This is a genomic window from Paraburkholderia ferrariae NBRC 106233 (assembly GCF_000685035.1).
Taxonomy (GTDB): Bacteria; Pseudomonadota; Gammaproteobacteria; order Burkholderiales; family Burkholderiaceae; genus Paraburkholderia; species Paraburkholderia ferrariae.
This window is the reverse complement of the sequence record NZ_BAYB01000044.1, coordinates 26,011-41,881: the sequence shown is the minus strand read 5'-3', so window position 1 is coordinate 41,881 and position 15,871 is coordinate 26,011. Positions and strand designations below refer to the sequence as shown.

The 15,871-nt window shown below is 66.0% G+C and carries 13 protein-coding genes; 7 read left to right on the top strand and 6 right to left on the bottom strand.

The window, feature by feature from the left end; translation table 11 throughout:
• Positions 1-2 precede the first annotated feature (2 nt).
• Entirely contained in the window at positions 3-1,184 is a 1,182-nt protein-coding gene (locus BFE01S_RS32810; RefSeq protein WP_028229138.1) for an isovaleryl-CoA dehydrogenase, read from the bottom strand.
• Positions 1,185-1,385: 201 nt separating this feature from the next.
• On the opposite strand from BFE01S_RS32810, the gene BFE01S_RS32805 reads away from it, so the two are divergent.
• Together BFE01S_RS32805 and BFE01S_RS32800 are read left to right on the top strand one after the other, a co-directional pair.
• Positions 1,386-2,141, top strand: a complete 756-nt coding sequence (locus tag BFE01S_RS32805; RefSeq protein WP_042339421.1) for a TetR/AcrR family transcriptional regulator — start codon at positions 1,386-1,388, stop codon at positions 2,139-2,141.
• A 45-nt stretch (positions 2,142-2,186) separates the two neighbouring features.
• Complete coding sequence (locus BFE01S_RS32800; protein ID WP_028229136.1) at positions 2,187-3,197, top strand: DUF2891 domain-containing protein; 1,011 nt, start codon at positions 2,187-2,189, stop codon at positions 3,195-3,197.
• A gap of 72 nt (positions 3,198-3,269) precedes the next feature.
• On the opposite strand, the gene BFE01S_RS32795 is transcribed toward BFE01S_RS32800, so the two are convergent.
• Genes BFE01S_RS32795 through BFE01S_RS32780 form a run of 4 tightly spaced genes read right to left on the bottom strand, consistent with a single transcriptional unit; the run spans position 3,270 to position 7,830 of the window.
• Entirely contained in the window at positions 3,270-4,757 is a 1,488-nt protein-coding gene (locus BFE01S_RS32795) for a chemotaxis protein CheW (RefSeq protein ID WP_028229135.1), read from the bottom strand.
• Entirely contained in the window at positions 4,754-5,290 is a 537-nt protein-coding gene (locus tag BFE01S_RS41140; protein ID WP_042339417.1) for a chemotaxis protein CheD, read from the bottom strand. Before BFE01S_RS41140 ends, BFE01S_RS32795 begins: the two co-directional genes overlap by 4 nt.
• Positions 5,274-6,116, bottom strand: a complete 843-nt coding sequence (locus tag BFE01S_RS32785) for a CheR family methyltransferase (protein ID WP_028229134.1) — start codon at positions 6,114-6,116, stop codon at positions 5,274-5,276. The genes BFE01S_RS41140 and BFE01S_RS32785 overlap by 17 nt, the downstream gene beginning before the upstream one ends.
• A 16-nt stretch (positions 6,117-6,132) precedes the next feature.
• A complete protein-coding gene (locus BFE01S_RS32780; protein WP_028229133.1) occupies positions 6,133-7,830 on the bottom strand; it encodes a methyl-accepting chemotaxis protein in 1,698 nt (565 codons plus the stop codon).
• 853 nt (positions 7,831-8,683) lie between these two features.
• Between BFE01S_RS32780 and BFE01S_RS32775 the strand changes: the two genes are divergently transcribed.
• Both BFE01S_RS32775 and BFE01S_RS32770 read left to right on the top strand, forming a co-directional pair.
• The gene (locus BFE01S_RS32775; RefSeq protein ID WP_028229132.1) at positions 8,684-9,088 is read left to right on the top strand and encodes a hypothetical protein; all 405 of its coding nucleotides are present in this window, start codon (positions 8,684-8,686) and stop codon (positions 9,086-9,088) included.
• A 25-nt stretch (positions 9,089-9,113) separates the two neighbouring features.
• Positions 9,114-9,632, top strand: coding sequence for a YMGG-like glycine zipper-containing protein (locus tag BFE01S_RS32770; protein ID WP_028229131.1), 519 nt, complete (start codon positions 9,114-9,116; stop codon positions 9,630-9,632).
• A gap of 210 nt (positions 9,633-9,842) precedes the next feature.
• Here BFE01S_RS32770 and BFE01S_RS41135 read toward each other — a convergent pair whose 3' ends face one another.
• Positions 9,843-13,016, bottom strand: coding sequence for a transglycosylase domain-containing protein (locus BFE01S_RS41135; protein ID WP_084170333.1), 3,174 nt, complete (start codon positions 13,014-13,016; stop codon positions 9,843-9,845).
• A gap of 289 nt (positions 13,017-13,305) precedes the next feature.
• Between BFE01S_RS41135 and BFE01S_RS32760 the strand changes: the two genes are divergently transcribed.
• From BFE01S_RS32760 to BFE01S_RS32750, 3 genes are all read left to right on the top strand, one after another.
• Positions 13,306-13,638 carry a hypothetical protein gene (locus tag BFE01S_RS32760; RefSeq protein ID WP_028229130.1) on the top strand — a complete coding sequence of 111 codons (333 nt, stop codon included), beginning with the start codon at positions 13,306-13,308 and terminating at the stop codon, positions 13,636-13,638.
• A gap of 261 nt (positions 13,639-13,899) precedes the next feature.
• Complete coding sequence (locus BFE01S_RS32755; protein WP_042339442.1) at positions 13,900-14,109, top strand: hypothetical protein; 210 nt, start codon at positions 13,900-13,902, stop codon at positions 14,107-14,109.
• Positions 14,110-14,478: 369 nt separating this feature from the next.
• Positions 14,479-15,783 carry an MFS transporter gene (locus BFE01S_RS32750; RefSeq protein ID WP_028229128.1) on the top strand — a complete coding sequence of 435 codons (1,305 nt, stop codon included), beginning with the start codon at positions 14,479-14,481 and terminating at the stop codon, positions 15,781-15,783.
• Positions 15,784-15,871: the final 88 nt, after the last annotated feature.

Here is a 15,871-nt window from a genome sequence, read left to right as displayed (position 1 = left end):
GATTACATCGTTTCCGCGAACAGCTCGCGGCCGATCAGCATGCGGCGGATTTCGCTCGTGCCCGCGCCGATCTCGTAGAGCTTGGCGTCGCGCCACAGGCGCCCCACCGGGTACTCGTTGATATAGCCGTTGCCGCCGAGAATCTGGATCGCCTCGCCCGCCATCCACGTGGCTTTTTCCGCGGTGTAGAGAATCACGCCCGCGCAGTCCTTGCGCACCTGGCGCACGTGCCCGGCGCCGAGCGTGTCGAGCTGGCGGCCCACGGCGTAAAGATACGCGCGGCAGGCCTGGAAGGTGGTGTAGAGGTCCGCCATCTTGCCCTGGATGAGCTGGAATTCGCCGATCGCCTGGCCGAACTGCTTGCGGTCGTGCACGTAGGGCACGACCGCATCCATCACGGCGGCCATGATGCCGGTGGGGCCGCCTGCGAGCACCGCGCGCTCGTAATCGAGGCCGCTCATGAGCACCTTCACGCCGCCGTTGAGCTGGCCCAGGATGTTCTCTTCAGGCACTTCGACGTCCTGGAACACCAGTTCGCCCGTATGCGAGCCGCGCATGCCGAGCTTGTCGAGCTTCTGCGCCACGGAGAAGCCCTTCCAGCCCTTCTCGACGATGAACGCCGTGATGCCGCGCGAGCCCGCTTCGGGATCGGTCTTCGCATAGACCACGAGCGTGTCGCAGTCCGGGCCGTTGGTGATCCACATTTTCGTGCCGTTCAGCACGTAGCGGTCGCCCTTTTTTTCGGCGCGCAGCTTCATGCTGACCACGTCGGAACCCGCGTTCGGCTCGCTCATGGCGAGCGCGCCCACGTGTTCGCCGGAAACGAGCCCGGGCAGGTACTTGCGCTTTTGCGCCTCGGTGCCGTTGCGGTGGATCTGGTTCACGCACAGATTCGAGTGCGCGCCATAGGACAGGCCGACCGAAGCCGAGGCCCGCGAGATCTCTTCCATCGCGACCATGTGCGCCGTGTAGCCCATGTTCGCGCCGCCGTACTCCTCCGAAACCGTCATGCCGAGCACGCCCAGATCGCCGAACTTGCGCCACAGGTCCATCGGGAACTGGTCGGTGCGGTCGATTTCGCCCGCGCGCGGCGCGATCTCCTTCGCGGCGAAAGCGGCAAGGCTGTCGCGCAGCATTTCGACTTCTTCGCCAAGCGGGAACTGCAGTCCGGGTACGTTGCTCATGAAAGTCTCCTCCATCTCATACGGGCGCAGGCGAAGCGCTTCGCCTCATCGACGCTCATTTCACGCCACATTTACGTATACGTCAATAGGTATTATTGAGTAAGACTCAAATTTGAAGAAATGCATGAATTCCTTGGCCACTTAGGTTCTTTTCGCCGATAATCGGGCTTAAGCCTCACCTTTAACTGAACCTGACTCAGAATGCCGGCAGCCGTCGCTACCCGAACCGCCCTGCCCGCCTCCCGGCGGCAGCCCGCGGGGCGCAAGTCGCAGCAGCGCGTGAAGGAAATCCTTCAGGCGGGCCGCGACGTGTTCTCCGAAAAGGGCTACGAGCGCGCGACCACGGCGGAAATCGCCCAGCGCCTGGGCGTTTCCGAGGCAACGGTGTTCAGCTATTTCCGGGGCAAGCGGGAACTGTGCGCGCGCGTGATCGGCGACTGGTATGACGAATCGATCGAGGCCATGGAAGCCGGCATGCCGCTCGACGGCTCGGTGCGCCAGCAGTTTGCATTCATCGTGCGCACGCACCTGCGGCTCATGCTCGAAAGCGGCACCGGCATCTGCGAGCTGGTGCTTTCCGAAGGCCGCACGCGCCACCACGACCTGAGCGAAGCCCTCATCGACATGCAGCGCCGCTACACGGCGCCGCTCATGCGCGTGCTCGCGCGCGGCCAGGAGTGCGGCCAGATCCGCACCGACATGCCGCTGCGGCTCTTGCGCTCGCTCGTATTCGGGCCGATGGAACACGTGCTGTGGGACGCCACGCTCGGCCGCCGCCGAGCCGATATCGACGCCACGGCGCAGCGGCTTGTCGAGGTGCTGTGGCCCGCGCTCCAGCCGCCCAATCTCGAACTGGCGGCGCTCGCGCAGTTCAGCCAGGACGTGGGCGACGCGGTGCGCAAGCTCGAACGCGAGCGCGCGGCGCAGCGGCCGGGCAGCCCTGCCACCCCTCGCTGATTCTGCGGTACGCTGACGGCTTCGCTCCCGCCGTCACGTTCCGCCATGACCGACACGCTCACCGCCGCCCACGCCTCCCGCTTCGCCTCGCTCGCCCTCGCGCACCTCACGCGCGAATATCCGAACAAGCTCACGCACTCGCTCGCCGGCCCGCAGGATGTTCAAGGGCCACGCGCCTTGCACCCGGTGTTCTACGGCAGCTACGACTGGCATTCGTGCGTGCATGGCTACTGGCTCGTTTCGCGCCTCATCGGGCATTTTCCCGATCTGCCGGAGGCGCCCGCCATTGCTGCCGTGATCGACGAGCACTTCACGCCCGAAAAAATGGCCGGCGAACTCGCGTACCTCGACCTGCCGCACAACCGGGGATTCGAGCGGCCCTATGGCTGGGGCTGGCTGCTCGCGCTCGCGAGCCAGCTTCATTCCATGACGACGCCCGAAGCCGCGCGCTGGGCCAGCACGCTCGCACCCGTCACCGAGGCATTTGTCGAGCGCTTCGAAGAATTCCTGCCGAAGGCGACCTACCCGCTGCGCGTGGGCACGCATTTCAATACCGCGTTCGCGCTCACGCTCGCACTGGATTTCGCGCGGCAAACGGAGCGCACCGCGCTCGCGACGCTGATCGAAGAGACCGCACGGCGCTGGTATCTGGCCGACGCGGGATGCCAGGCGTGGGAGCCCTCGGGTGACGAGTTCCTCTCGCCCGCGCTGATGGAAGCCGTGCTGATGAGCCGCGTGCTGCCCGAAGGCGAATTCGTCGAATGGTTCGGGCGCTTTCTGCCCGATCTCGCTGCGCGCTCGCCGGCCACGCTCTTCACGCCCGCCACCGTCGCGGACCGCACCGACGGCAAGATCGCGCACCTGGATGGCCTGAACCTGAGCCGCGCCTGGTGCCAGCGCACGCTGGCGCGCGCACTGCCCGAAGGCGATGCGCGCGCGGCCGTGCTGCGCGAAGCGGCCGCCACGCACCTGCACACGGCGCTGGACCACGTGGCGGGCGACTACATGGGCGAGCACTGGCTCGCCACGTTCGCAACGCTCGCACTCGAAGCATAAACGCGCGCTGCCCGCGTACTGCCCACGCCGACGCCGAGCGCGGGCAGCGCGTCAAACGCCAGGCGTCAAGCGTCACGCCACCACGGCCTCGGCCACGCGCTCGCAGAGCGAAGCCGGGTCGAGCAGCATCAGCGTGCCCTGCCCTGGCAGCTCGACCGCCTCGCGCATGTCGTTGCGCGCGCTCGCACCGCCTTCGCGCGTGAACAGCGTGGGCACGACCATCTGCTTGCCGCCGTTGAGCGTCACGATGTCCTCCACCGAATCCACAAGGAGTCCGTACTTTTCGGCGCGATGCTCGACGATCAGTATTTTGGCGTGTGCGAGATCCTCGTAGGTCGGCATCGCGTACATCGCGCGCACGTCGATCACCGTTACGAGTTCGCCGCGCAGGTTCAGCACGCCGCGCACGAAATCGGGCAGGCCCGGCGTCTTCACCACGTCGTCGCGATAGTCGATCACCTCGCGCAGCTCGCCTATGCGCACGCCGATCAAATGGCCGATGCGGAACGTCACAAGCGTCTGCCGCGTGCCGCCGCGATTGCTCTGTGCACTAGCGCTTGCCGCTGCATTGCGGTACAGATCGCGATGGCCCGCCGCGAGTGTGGCGATGCGCGGGTTGGCAAAGAGCGCGTCGGCGTCGATCAGCAGCACGCCCGCGCCGCCGTCGTGCGAGAGATAGCCCGCGAACAGCGAGCGATGCGCGCTGCCGTAAGAGGGCATGTGCAGCAGTTCGTCCTCGCGGCACGCCACGATGCTCGCCACTTCGTCCACGAGCAGGCCGAAATGCTGGTCGCCGCGCGTGAGGACCACGATGCGCCGCTCCTCGGACGACACTCCGCTTTCGGCCGCGCGCGCAAAGCCGAGGAAGGTGCCAAACTCGATTACCGGCACGGTCGCGCCGCGCAGGTTGAGTAGTCCGATGCAAACGTCGTCTGCGAGCGGCGAGTGCTGCAACGCCGGCACGCGGATGATCTCCTGGATCGCGCCCATGGGCAGCGCGAGCGCCGTGCCGCCCACCTTGAACGAAACGTTCTGGCGCCGTTGCCCCTGCTGCGCGCGCTGCCGGGTGGCGCGCACTTCCGCTTTCGCCAGATGCGGCACGTCGCGCAGGCCGAGCAACGCGGAGGCCGAGAGCACCTGAAGAATGCGCTCCCCGCCGTCGAGCTTGAGCACCGCGCCGATCGCCGAGGGATCGCTGCCCGGCACCGTCTCGATTGCGATGACCTGGTCCGCCGGCACTCGCAGGATTTCGCCCGTACCGTCGAACTGCAGGCCCATACGCGAGCCGTCGGTCTCGACAATCGCGATCTTGCGCGCGGCGCCTTCGCCCTCGGCGGGCAAGCGCAGCAACTGGCGCAGGTCCACCACCGGGATCAGCGTGCCGCGCAGATTGAAAAGGCCCAGCAGATACGGGGGCGCGAGCGGCACGGGCGTCAGCGTATCGGGATGGTTGACGACTTCCTGCAAGGCCGCAACGGGCAGCGCGAGCTCCGTGCCGGCCAGGTGAAACGATCCGTACAGCTCGACGGGGCCGCCCGCCGCCTGCGAACGTTGATTCATCTCGAAGCTCCGTAGGTGACGCGATCCTGGACCGGCCGGGTGAAGCGGCGGATCGCATAGCGATGCTGCTCGCAGTCGATCGTGAGCTGCCGGCCGCACTCGCCGCCCACGTCCACGTGCACGACGCGAAACCCCGCAACGGCCAGCAGTTGCTGCGCCATGCGGGCGTTCTGGTCGCCAATGGGTTCGTGAATGGGCGTGCGGTGGTGCATCATGTTGGCGCCGCCCGCCAGCACTGCCTCGATCGCACCCTGCGGCGCGTGCTCTGCTTTCATCAGCGCGAGAAGCGCAGGCAGCGCGTCGATCACATATTTCGCACTCCCAGGCGGCCGGCTGGGACCGCGTGGCGAAAGCGGCGCGGCGGCGGGCGGACCGGGCAGCAGGCAGTGCGCGAGGCCGTAGACCGAACGTTCGCGCCACATGAGCCCGATGCCTACGCACGACCCGAGCGTCGCGCGCAGGATCTTCGAGTCCTCGGCATTGCTCACCGCCAGTTCGCACATCCGCACCTGCACGTCACGCGGGCTGCTCATGATCGCGCTCCTCTTTGCGGTAGATGAGCGGCTGCTCGAATGCGAAGCCGCCGGCCACCCGGCTGAGCGACTCCGACTCGCCGGCGATCAGCACGCCTTGCGGGCGCATTGCCCGGCGCACGTTCGCGAGCACGGCGCGCTGGCCCTCCACGTCGAAGTAGATCAGCACGTTGCGCAGCAAGACGAGGTCGAACGTGCCGAGATCGCGCGGCGCGTCGTACAGATTGTGGCGGCGGAACGCCACCTGCGCGCGCAGCACATCGCCCACGGCAATGGCGTCGCCCTCGCTGCGAAAATACTTCTGCAGCAGCGCAGGATGGTGCTGGCGCAGCCCCTCCATGCTGCGGCCGTTGTAGCGGCCGCCGCTTGCGCTCGCGAGGATGCCGTCCGATATGTCGGTGCCCACGATGGCGTAGCGGAACGCGGGATGCCGCGCGCGAAACTCCTCGCACAGCATCGCCATGGACCACGCCTCCTCGCCGCTCGAAGCCGCCGCCGACCACACGCGCAGCGGCACGCCCGGATGAGCGGCGGTCCATCCGGGCAGGTACTCGTTCGCCAGATACGCCCAGATGCGCGGCGTGCGGAAGAACGAGGTTTCGTTCGTCGTCACGAGGTCGATGAAGTCGCGCACTTCGTCCGCATTCGTGTCGAGCACATGCAGATAGTCGCGATAGTCGGGCAGCGCGAGCGCCATGATGCGGCGGCGCAGGCGCCCCTTCAGCATGGTCCACTTGCGCTCGTTCATTGCAATGCCGGTGTGCCGGCGCACCTGTTCGAAAAGCGCGCGACGGACCGCCGGCTCGACGTCCTGGTCGATGTCCACGGCAGTCTCCCGGGTGTCAGACGACGAAGCGCGCTACCGTCTTGTCGAGCCCCTCGGCGCCGCCCTTGAGCGAAGCCGCCGCGCGCGCGATGGTGTCGCAGGCGCCCGCCGACTTCTCGGTCTCCTCCGCCACCTGCTGGATCGCCGTGCTCACTTCGCGCGCCGCGACAAGCTGCTCGTCGGCGCCGCACGAGATCTCCGAAATCGCCTGGGTCGTGCGGCTCACGCCGGCCACGATCTTCTCGAAGGCTTCGCCTGCCTGCTTCGAAATTTCGCTGCCCTGAGCAACGCGCTTGACCGACTCGTTGATGAGCTTCGAGATTTCCTTGGTGGCCTGCGAGGAGCGCTCCGCGAGCTTGCGCACTTCGTCCGCCACCACCGAAAAGCCGAGCCCGTGCTCGCCCGCGCGCGCTGCCTCGATGGCCGCGTTGAAGGCCAGCAGATTGGTCTGGCTCGCGATCTCGCCGATCACCTTGATAATCTCGCCAATGTCTTCGGACGAGCGGTTGATGAGTTCCATCGCCTCGATCGAGCGGGTCACGGCCTTCGCGCCGCGCTCCGCTTCCTGTTGCGTGTCCTTCGCAAGCTGGTCGGCGCCGCGCGAATTGTCGGCGATCGAGTTGATCGAAGCGGTCAGCTCTTCGATCGACGCGTTCATTTCCTCCACCGTCGCGCCCAGCAACTGGGCGCCGCCCGCCACCGTATCGGCGCGCGCAGCGATGTCCTGCGACGAATCCTTGAACGTGCCGGCCGATTCGACCACCTTGCCGATCACGCCGGACAGATCGCTCATCATGCCCTTGATGCCGGCGGCAAGCTGATCGATGGGCTCGGCGCCTTCCACGTCGACCATACCCGTGAGGTCGCCGGACGCGGCGCGGTTCACCACGGCGAGGAGGCGTTCCACCTTGCGCTGGTCGTCCTGCGCGCGGCGCTTCACGCTCTCTTCGAGATCCACCTGGGCCGTCACGTCGATGGCGAATTTCACCACCTTGTAGAGGCGGCCGTTCACGTCGAAAATCGGGTTATAGGTCGCCTGGATCCACACCACGCGGCCGCCCCTGGCAATGCGCTTGTAGCGGCCCGAATCGAATTCGCCGCGATTGAGCCTGGCCCAGAACTCGCCGTACCCGGGGCTCGACGTGTAGGCTTCCTCGCAGAACAGGCGGTGATGCTTGCCCGCTATTTCCTCGAACCGGTAGCCGAACGTATCGAGGAAATTCTGGTTGGCCTGCAATACGTTGCCGCCCGTGTCGAACTCGATCACGGCCTGCGCCTTGTCGATGGCGCGCAGGCGGCCTTCGTACTCGGCGTGCTGCTGCTTGATGGCGGTGACGTCGGTGGCGAACTTGATGACCTTGTACGCGCGCCCGTCTTCGCCGATCACCGGGTTGTACGAAGCGTTGATCCACACTTCGCGACCGCCCTTGCCGAGCCGCCGGTACTCGCCGCGGTCGAACTCGCCGCGGCCGAGCTTCTCCCAGAACTGCCGGTAGGACTCACTCCCGGCATAGTCAGGATCGCAAAACATTCTATGGTGTTTGCCACGCACTTCGTCGAGCGTGTAGCCGACCGTGGCGAGAAAATTGTCGTTGGCGTGGAGAATGATGCCCTGCATGTCGAATTCGATCACGGCTTGCACGCGGTTCAGGGCCGCGCTCACCGCGCTCAGTTCGTGCAGCTCGAGCTGACGTTCAGGCGTCGAATGTTCCATCGTTTTTTCCCTCGCAAATAGTCACAGGCGGATCGATACGGAATCCGTTGTGCCGCCAGCCGGATGACAAGGCGGATCTCTCGTCTGTTATTTAACGGGCGCTCTGAAGTCGCCCTGAGTTGCACGCGATTTAGACCGATGGCGGGACATGCTCTTTTTCTGTACTGCACCCCCTGGCGGCATGTCCTACTCGCGTTATATCGGCCCCCCTGCATCCTGACTTGACCAGGGGTTTTCGATAGGGCAAACGTTTTAGCGCGAGGTATTTTCAGGGGCCAAGGCGAAGCGATTTATGGCGCATTTTTTCCTGCCGGGCTAATGTTCATTCGATGAAACAAGTGCCGGAAAAATGTCAGTCCATGCAATGAACGGGCCGTGCTGCGAGGGGATCTTCCCCTTTTGAGGAATCGGATTCCGGGAACGCTATCAGGAAAATCTGATGGCGGAAAAACGTGGATCGATTCATTAATAAATCGAATGTTTAAATTGCAATCCTTACTATTTCTTGCACCGTCTTTCTGCTTCTCGCTCGCCCTCGCCTGGGAGCACCGCCGGCCGGCGAAGAACATCACGCCAACCGCACGCGAGCGGTGACACCGCGCGCCACTCCGATCTCCGATTATTACTTGCAAATTACTTTCATTTTTCGCACACCTGGCCGATAGGCTCACAATGCCCGAGGTTAGGCGCCGATACGTCCCCAATCCGCACCGCAGTGCGGTACCGGCCCATGCGTTGTAACAACTCGAAAAAACGATGCAACTCACGTAATTGCATTGGCACCAGCGTTGTCATAGCGTTCGATAATCCACTGGTGGGCGCATCCGCGCCGCCTGGCGTTCTGGAGATCGTTGTGAGAAGGTCGAAACTGTTACTCGGGGCCGCCGCGACTGCGCTCGTGTGCGCGAGCGGCGCAGCCTATGCGTCGCACGTGGGCGTGTACGTCGGTGTCGGCGGCCCATGGTACTACCCCGTCGTGCCCGCACCGTACTACTACGCACCGGCCCCCGTGGTGGTCGCTCCGCCGCCTCAGGCGCCGGACTATGTCGAGCAAGGCCAGCCGCAGGGCGCGCCGGACCCGGGCTATGCCCAAGGGCCGCAAGGGCAGATGCAGGGCCCCGCAGCCGGCCCCAATGGGCAGGACGACAGCGGGGACACCTGGTACTACTGCGACGCCTCGAAAACCTACTACCCCTACGTGAAGCAGTGCGGGTCGGGCTGGCGCGCGGTTCCCGCGCAACAAGCGCCGGACAACTGAACCCTTTGACCATATCGAGTTGCACATGAAAACCACTTATCTCGCGCTGCTCGCCATGGCGGGCCTGGTGAGCGCGTGCGCGGTCGTTCCCACGGGGCCGAGCGTAATGGCGCTGCCGGGCACCGGCAAGACCTTCGACCAGTTCCGCGCCGACGACGCCAACTGCCGCGGCTTCGCCTTCCAGCAGGTGGGCGGCCCGGGTACCAACCAGGCGGCCACCAACACCGCGGTCGGCAGCGCCGTGGTGGGCACGGCACTGGGCGCCGCAGCCGGTGCCGCGTTCGGCGGCGGCAGCGGCGCGGCGATCGGCGCGGGCGCGGGCCTGCTTGCCGGCAGCGCCGTCGGCATGGGCAATGTCCAGGGCTCGGCCTACGACGTGCAGCGCCGCTACGACTACGCCTACCTGCAGTGCATGTACGCGAACGGCAACCGTATCCCCGTGGCCGGCCGCATGGTCACCACGCAGCCGTCGCAGGCGCCGCGCTATCTGCCGCCCCCGCCCCCGGGCTCGCCGCCGCCCCCGCCTGCCGCCGGCCAGTACTGAGCCTCGCGCACTTCGCCCGCTCGCGGGTTCCGGCAAGAGGTTCCGGCCGGGCCCGCGTGAGCGGCAGTTGCAGTCCCGGGACGAAGATCGGCCCGTTCGGCTTCGACCGGACATCGTCGTTAATTATTTAGTTTTCCGAATTTTCAAGGCACAAAAAAGACGAGGTGCCGCGCAGCACCTCGTCCATCTCCCGACACGGCCGGGGAAGCCCTAGCGGCTTGCCCCCTTGCCCGCCGCCTCGGGCTGCCACGACACCTGGCGCATGGCCCCCGACTTCGGATCGATCAGCGTCACCTGCACGGGATCGCGCTTCACACCCGGCTTCGAGCCGTCGCCCTGGCCGGCCTGTTCGTCCAACAGAGGCTGCAGCACCGGCGCCATCGACTTGAGCAGTTGCACCGCCAGCGCGCTCGTGAACGAGTAGCGTGCCGCATACGGTTCGTGCACCCACGCCGTGAGCGTGCCGTAGAAGCGGTCGCCAATCACGAACACGAACGTCGCGCTGCGATTCACCTTGCGCGATTCGATCAGGCGCGCGCCCGATGCATAGACGTTAAAGCGCTGGTCGCCGGTCCCCGTCTTGCCGTACACCGGCAGCGTATGGCCGTCGGGGAACGTCATGCCGTCGGCAAGCCGCTTCGCTGTTCCGCCCTCCACGACCGAAGTCAGCAACTCGCGCACCACCTGCGAGATCTCGGGCGAAACGAGCGGCTGCGGCGGCACTTGCGCGTGCAGGAAACGCGTCTCGTAGGGCGTGCCGCGCGCGAAGTCGAGCGACTCGAAGCTATGCGTCGGCAGCTTTTCGCCGTCGCTCGCCACGAGTCCGATCAACTGCGCGAGCGCGGCGGGCCGGTCGCCCGACGCGCCAATCGCCGCGCCATACGAAGGCGTGATGCTGTCGAACGGGTAGCCGAGCGTGCGCCACGATTTGCCGATCGCATCGTAGGCGCGCAACTCGATCATGTGGCGAATGCGGCGGTTCTGCGTGGCGTAGTAGCGTGTCTTGAAGAGCCAGCTATAAGTGTAGAGCCGGACGTCCTTGCTGTCCTGCTGGACCTGCGCGAGCGTTGCGTCGGGGTGCTCGCGCAGATAGTTCACGAGCCACAGCTCCAGCGGATGAATGCCCGCAATATAGCCGCGGTCGTTGAGGTTGAAACGGTCGATCGCGTACTTGTCGTAGTACTTCGCAAGATCGTCGTTGTCGAGCCACTGGAATTTCGTGCCCTTGAGCTGCGCGCGCATCTGCGTGTCGAACCACGCTTGCGAGCCGTCCGGCACGGTGCTGCGCAGCACCGTGGCAATGCGCGCCGGGCCCTTGCGCGTGTGCTGCAAGAGCGTGGCCACGGCGGCGTCGATGCTCTTGCCCTGGTAGCGCGTGTAGAAGCGCTTCATGTACACCTGGCTTTCGCCGTCGGCAAAGCGCGTGAGGTAGGCCTTGCGCACTTCGGGGTCGTCGAGGTATTGCGCGGGCGGCCCGGACGTCTGGATCATCTCGTAGTGGACGATGTCGCGCATCAGCCGCACGAACACGAGATTCACCGAATGCTGGAACGCGCGATGCACCGTGAGGATCGCCGAGTTGTCGCTCGACTCGAAGTTGTTGAAGCTCTGCGCGCCGCCGCCCGTGTAGAACGTCTCGCCAGGATTGGCCGAGTACTTGCGCTCCACCGCCGCTTCGAGCATCGAATGCAGCGAACGGTCGTTAGTCGCCGCAAGATAGTCGAGCGCCCATTTCGTCAAGGCATCGGTGGGATCGGGCTGGATCGCGCGCAACGTCTTCGCGTCGAGCGAGGCGTACTTCGCGTGCAGGTCGCTCACGATCTGCAGATAAGTGATGAGCGTGCGCAGCTTCGCCGTCGAACCCAGATTCAGGCGCGCGCCCGAATTGATGTCGAAGGGCTGGTTCACGCTATCGGTCTGCACGCGCACGAGGTTCTCGCCGTTGCGCCGCTCGAACAGCGTGAAGCTGTACGCGATCTTCGACGGGTCGTCCCACGGCTGCAGCATCTCGAAGCCCACGAGGCCCGCTGCGCGCGCACCGTCTTTCGTCATGGCGTCGGCAAGGCGCTCGCTCACCGCTTGCTGCACGCCGTCGTCGAGGGTTGCCGTGGCCGTGAGGTCGAGGCGGTCGAGATCGTAGAGCGTCTTGAGGCCGAGCGTCTGCATCAGTTGCGTGCGCAGCGTGAGCACGGCCTTGCGGTCGGCATACGACGCCGTCGCGCTCGTGCGCGGCGGCGGCTTCGACGCATCGAGCGTGAGCTGCGTGCCCAGCGCCGCATCGCGCAGCGCGGGCGTAATCACGCCGCCGCTCCCGAGCAGGCGCAGGTAGCTGTCGGTAAGCTTCGCGAGCGCGCCGTTGTCGCGCTGCAGGAAGTACGAAGGCGCGCGCTGCGCGATCAGCAGCGAGAGCACCTGGCGGAACGCGAGCGCCTGCTCGTCGAGCGTGCCGGCCGAAACCGGTTCGCGCAGGATGCGGTTCACGTCGCGGAAATCGCGGCCATACCAGGCGGCGAGGCCGTCGCCCAGTCCGTTGACTTCGCCGACGCCGGCCTTCGCCGAAAGCGGCACCGAATTGAGGTAGTGCACGAGAATCTGCTGGCGCGCGGGCAGGGTCTGCGGGCCGTCCAGATAGGCGCGCACCGAGGCCGACGCGATCTGCCGCAGCTTTTCCGGCGGCGTGGCCGTGCGGCCGCCCGCCGAGTGGCGGAATTTTTCGATCTGCGTCGCGAGCGTGCTGCCGCCCGGCGTCTGCTGATGCCGGTTCACCATACGAACGCCCTGATCGACGAGCGCACGGCTGAAGCGCCCCCAGTCGATGGCGGGGTTGCGGTTCGGCTGGTCGGGGTCGAGCAGGTACTTGTCTTCGATGAACAGCAGCGAGTCGCGCACGAGCGGCGGCACGGCGTCGAAGCTCTCGTAGGCGCGCTGCGGATAGCGCGTGTGGAACAGCATCGCGCCGTCGGCGTCGCGCAGCACGATGCCCGCCTGGTCCTTTTCTTCATACGGCAGGAAGAGGCCTTCGTCGGCGAGCGCGAGCATGCGTTCCGAATCGCGCGCCTGCGCCGTCACGACGAAACCGCGCGCTTCGAGGCGCTGCTGGAACGTGGGCAGCTCCGCATAGCCGAGCCGCACGTCGTAGGGGCCGTTCGTGGTGGGGAAGCGAATGCTGTGACTCGGGCCGCTCTCGACGGTGAAGCCGATGTCGCGTGTCAGCTCGGAGAGATAGCGCGCCTGCAATCGCGAGGTGTCGATCTCGATCTGGATCAGCCGCGCGACGATGACGAGGGCCAAGAGGATGCCAACGACGAATCCCCATTTAACCCATCGCCAAACCGAGCCAGCCCCAACAGTGCGAAGAGGAAAGCGGATCGACGGGCGGTTCATGCGTTTTCTCCCTGACGTCTCGCCAGATCACGGAACGGCACCTCCCGGATAGTCTATCTCGCTATCCAGGAAGTTGTGTGGCGGCATGAGGGTGCGCGATCCGACAGTCGCGAAGCCGCAACACTCGTGCCTGCGCAACCTGTCACGGCGGTCGGGCGGGGGGCGGCACAGCGCATGCTCCCGTCTCTTGTTCTACGCCCGGCCAATATAATGGCGCGCAAGCCAGGCAGCCCACGCGGACCGCCGGGCGCATTTCACGCATTTACTGCAACGGCTCGACAGGAGAAATATGAAGAAGGTCGTTTTGTCACTCGCCCTCTCCCTCACGCTGGGAGCGTGCGCCTGGTTCCAGAGCAATCCGGACTCGGGCCAGCCCGTTATCGATACCACGACCAACCGGTCGGTTCAGGACGTGATCTCCTGCCTCACGGTGGAAGCGACGCGCCACGGCGCCAGTTTCAGCACGACGCCGTTGCCGCAGGGCCAAATGCTCAATTTCGGCGACTCGAACGTGATCAAGATTCGCGCCGACAACGGCACCACCACGTACCGCTTCTACGCGGGCAAGCGGCACACGTCCAATCTGTGGATCGAAGGCGCCAGCAAGATCTGCGCACCCTGATTGCAGCCCGCCGCCGCGTGCGGCGGAAACGGGCTTCGAGAAGCGTCCGGAAAGGGTTTCGCGGCGCTGTCCGGCTTCCTGCACGGCGATGTAACGTCATGTAGCATGGCGACACACTTTTGACAGACGGTTTTAAGAATCGCTTAAGTCTTCGTCCGCATCATCCGCCTGACAGAAGAAACGCAGCAACAGGAGGTACCCGTGAACCAGGACGTATCGAACAATCCGGTCGCCGTGGCGGCCAAGCCCGCGAAGCGCACGATGCTGCGCCGGCTGCTGAGCCATCACGAACTGGCAACGCTCTTGCTGTTGCTGCACGCTCCTATCGACGCTCATGCCAAACCCGAAATCCTGACCCTTCGGGAAGCGGGACTCGTGGAGCAAGTGCCGAGCGAGGCCGCAGGCGCCGCGAAGATTCGCCTGACTTCGGAAGGCAACGCCGTACTCCAGGGGCTGGGCCTCGCCCGCTGATCCGGGCTGCTCCGGGCTGATCCTCGGGTCGCTCCCCTACCCGGCTCGATCAAGACAAAACAGGCGGTGTGCTTGCGCACACCGCCTGTTTTTTTGCCACCGCGCATCCCGTCCCCGCCGCGCGCGACCTTACGCGGCTTCAAGCTGCAACCGCCAACCATAGCCCCACCCCTGGCCCGCCAGCGACGCCGTCGGCTTCCTGTAAAATCGCCGGCTGGCTTCCCAGTCGTCGGCGCGCCGTCCTACCCGGACAGGCGCGCCCGTGTCCCGGCTCCACCCTGCGCCCACTTTCCGACGACGGCCGCTCACGACGCCACGCGCGCTCTGGCCAACTCGAACTTCTCGCACACAAAAACAGACTCTTCGGCAATGCAAGCAACGGATCTGGGCGCCCACGCGCCCGCGCCTGCCCGCACGCTCACGCGCGGCGACTACAAAACGCTGGGACTCGCCGCACTGGGCGGCGCACTCGAGTTCTACGACTTCATCATCTTCGTGTTCTTCGCGCCGGCCATCGGCCAGTTGTTCTTCCCGGCGGCGATCCCCGACTGGCTGCGCCAGCTGCAGACCTTCGGCATCTTCGCGGCGGGCTATCTGGCGCGCCCGCTCGGCGGCATCGTGATGGCGCACTTCGGCGACCTGCTGGGCCGCAAGCGCATGTTCACGCTCTCCGTGCTGCTGATGGCGCTGCCCACGCTCGCGATGGGCTGCCTGCCCACCTACGCCTCGATCGGCGTGCTCGCGCCGGTGCTGCTGCTCGCGCTGCGCGTGCTGCAAGGCGCGGCCGTGGGCGGCGAGGTGCCGGGCGCGTGGGTGTTCGTCTCCGAGCACGTACCGCGCCGCCATATCGGCTACGCGTGCGGCACGCTCACGGCGGGCCTCACCTTCGGCATCCTGCTCGGCTCGCTGATCGCCGCGGCCGTCAACCATCACTTCGGCGCGCAGGACATCGCCGCGTATGCGTGGCGCATTCCGTTCCTGATCGGCGGGGTATTCGGCCTGCTTTCGGTCTATCTGCGTCAATGGCTGCACGAAACGCCCGTGTTCGCGGAGATGCAGGCGCGCAAGTCGCTGTCCGGCGAAATTCCGCTCAAGGCCGTGCTGCGCGACCACCGCGGCGCCGTGATCGTCTCGATGCTGCTCACGTGGATGCTTTCGGCGGCCATCGTCGTGGTGATCCTCATGACGCCGCCGCTCATGCAGAAGCAGTTTCACCTCGACGCCACCACCTCGCTGCTCGCCAACTGCGTGGCCACGCTGTTCCTCACGGTGGGCTGCGTGAGCGCGGGCGCACTTGCGGACCGCTTCGGCGCGCGCCGCGTGCTCGCCATCGGCGGCATCGCGCTGGCCGTGTCGTACTACGTGCTGTTCCGCCAGATGGCCGTGGACAGCTCGCTGCTGATGCCGCTCTACGCGCTCGCCGGCCTGCTGGTGGGCACCATCGGCGCGGTGCCGTTCGTGATGGTCAACGCGTTCCCGCCGGTGGTGCGCTTCTCGGGCATCTCGTTCTCGTACAACGTGGCCTACGCGGTGTTCGGCGGCCTCACGCCGATCGTCGTCGCGCTGCTGATGAAGTCCGAGCCGATGGCTCCGACCTGGTACGTCGCCGCCGTCTGCGTGCTCGGTGCGCTCGCCACGTTCTTCATCAAGAACGACGGACAGCGCGCGGACTAGGCGCTCACGCCACGGCGGGCCAGTTCAGGCCAACCCGGGCTAATCCGGGCCAACCTGGACCACCCCAGGGCCGGCCGCGACAGTTCAG

Excerpts from the sequence above, each read along its gene's own strand:
- BFE01S_RS32810 (WP_028229138.1), bottom strand. The coding sequence starts at position 1,184 with ATGAGCAACGTACCCGGACTGCAGTTCCCGCTTGGCGAAGAAGTCGAA.
- BFE01S_RS32795 (WP_028229135.1), bottom strand. The coding sequence starts at position 4,757 with ATGAATCAACGTTCGCAGGCGGCGGGCGGCCCCGTCGAGCTGTACGGA.
- BFE01S_RS32780 (WP_028229133.1), bottom strand. The coding sequence starts at position 7,830 with ATGGAACATTCGACGCCTGAACGTCAGCTCGAGCTGCACGAACTGAGC.
- BFE01S_RS32750 (WP_028229128.1), top strand. The coding sequence starts at position 14,479 with ATGCAAGCAACGGATCTGGGCGCCCACGCGCCCGCGCCTGCCCGCACG.
- BFE01S_RS41140 (WP_042339417.1), bottom strand. The coding sequence starts at position 5,290 with ATGAGCAGCCCGCGTGACGTGCAGGTGCGGATGTGCGAACTGGCGGTG.
- BFE01S_RS32805 (WP_042339421.1), top strand. The coding sequence starts at position 1,386 with ATGCCGGCAGCCGTCGCTACCCGAACCGCCCTGCCCGCCTCCCGGCGG.
- BFE01S_RS32755 (WP_042339442.1), top strand. The coding sequence starts at position 13,900 with ATGCTGCGCCGGCTGCTGAGCCATCACGAACTGGCAACGCTCTTGCTG.
- BFE01S_RS32770 (WP_028229131.1), top strand. The coding sequence starts at position 9,114 with ATGAAAACCACTTATCTCGCGCTGCTCGCCATGGCGGGCCTGGTGAGC.
- BFE01S_RS32800 (WP_028229136.1), top strand. The coding sequence starts at position 2,187 with ATGACCGACACGCTCACCGCCGCCCACGCCTCCCGCTTCGCCTCGCTC.
- BFE01S_RS41135 (WP_084170333.1), bottom strand. The coding sequence starts at position 13,016 with ATGAACCGCCCGTCGATCCGCTTTCCTCTTCGCACTGTTGGGGCTGGC.
- BFE01S_RS32760 (WP_028229130.1), top strand. The coding sequence starts at position 13,306 with ATGAAGAAGGTCGTTTTGTCACTCGCCCTCTCCCTCACGCTGGGAGCG.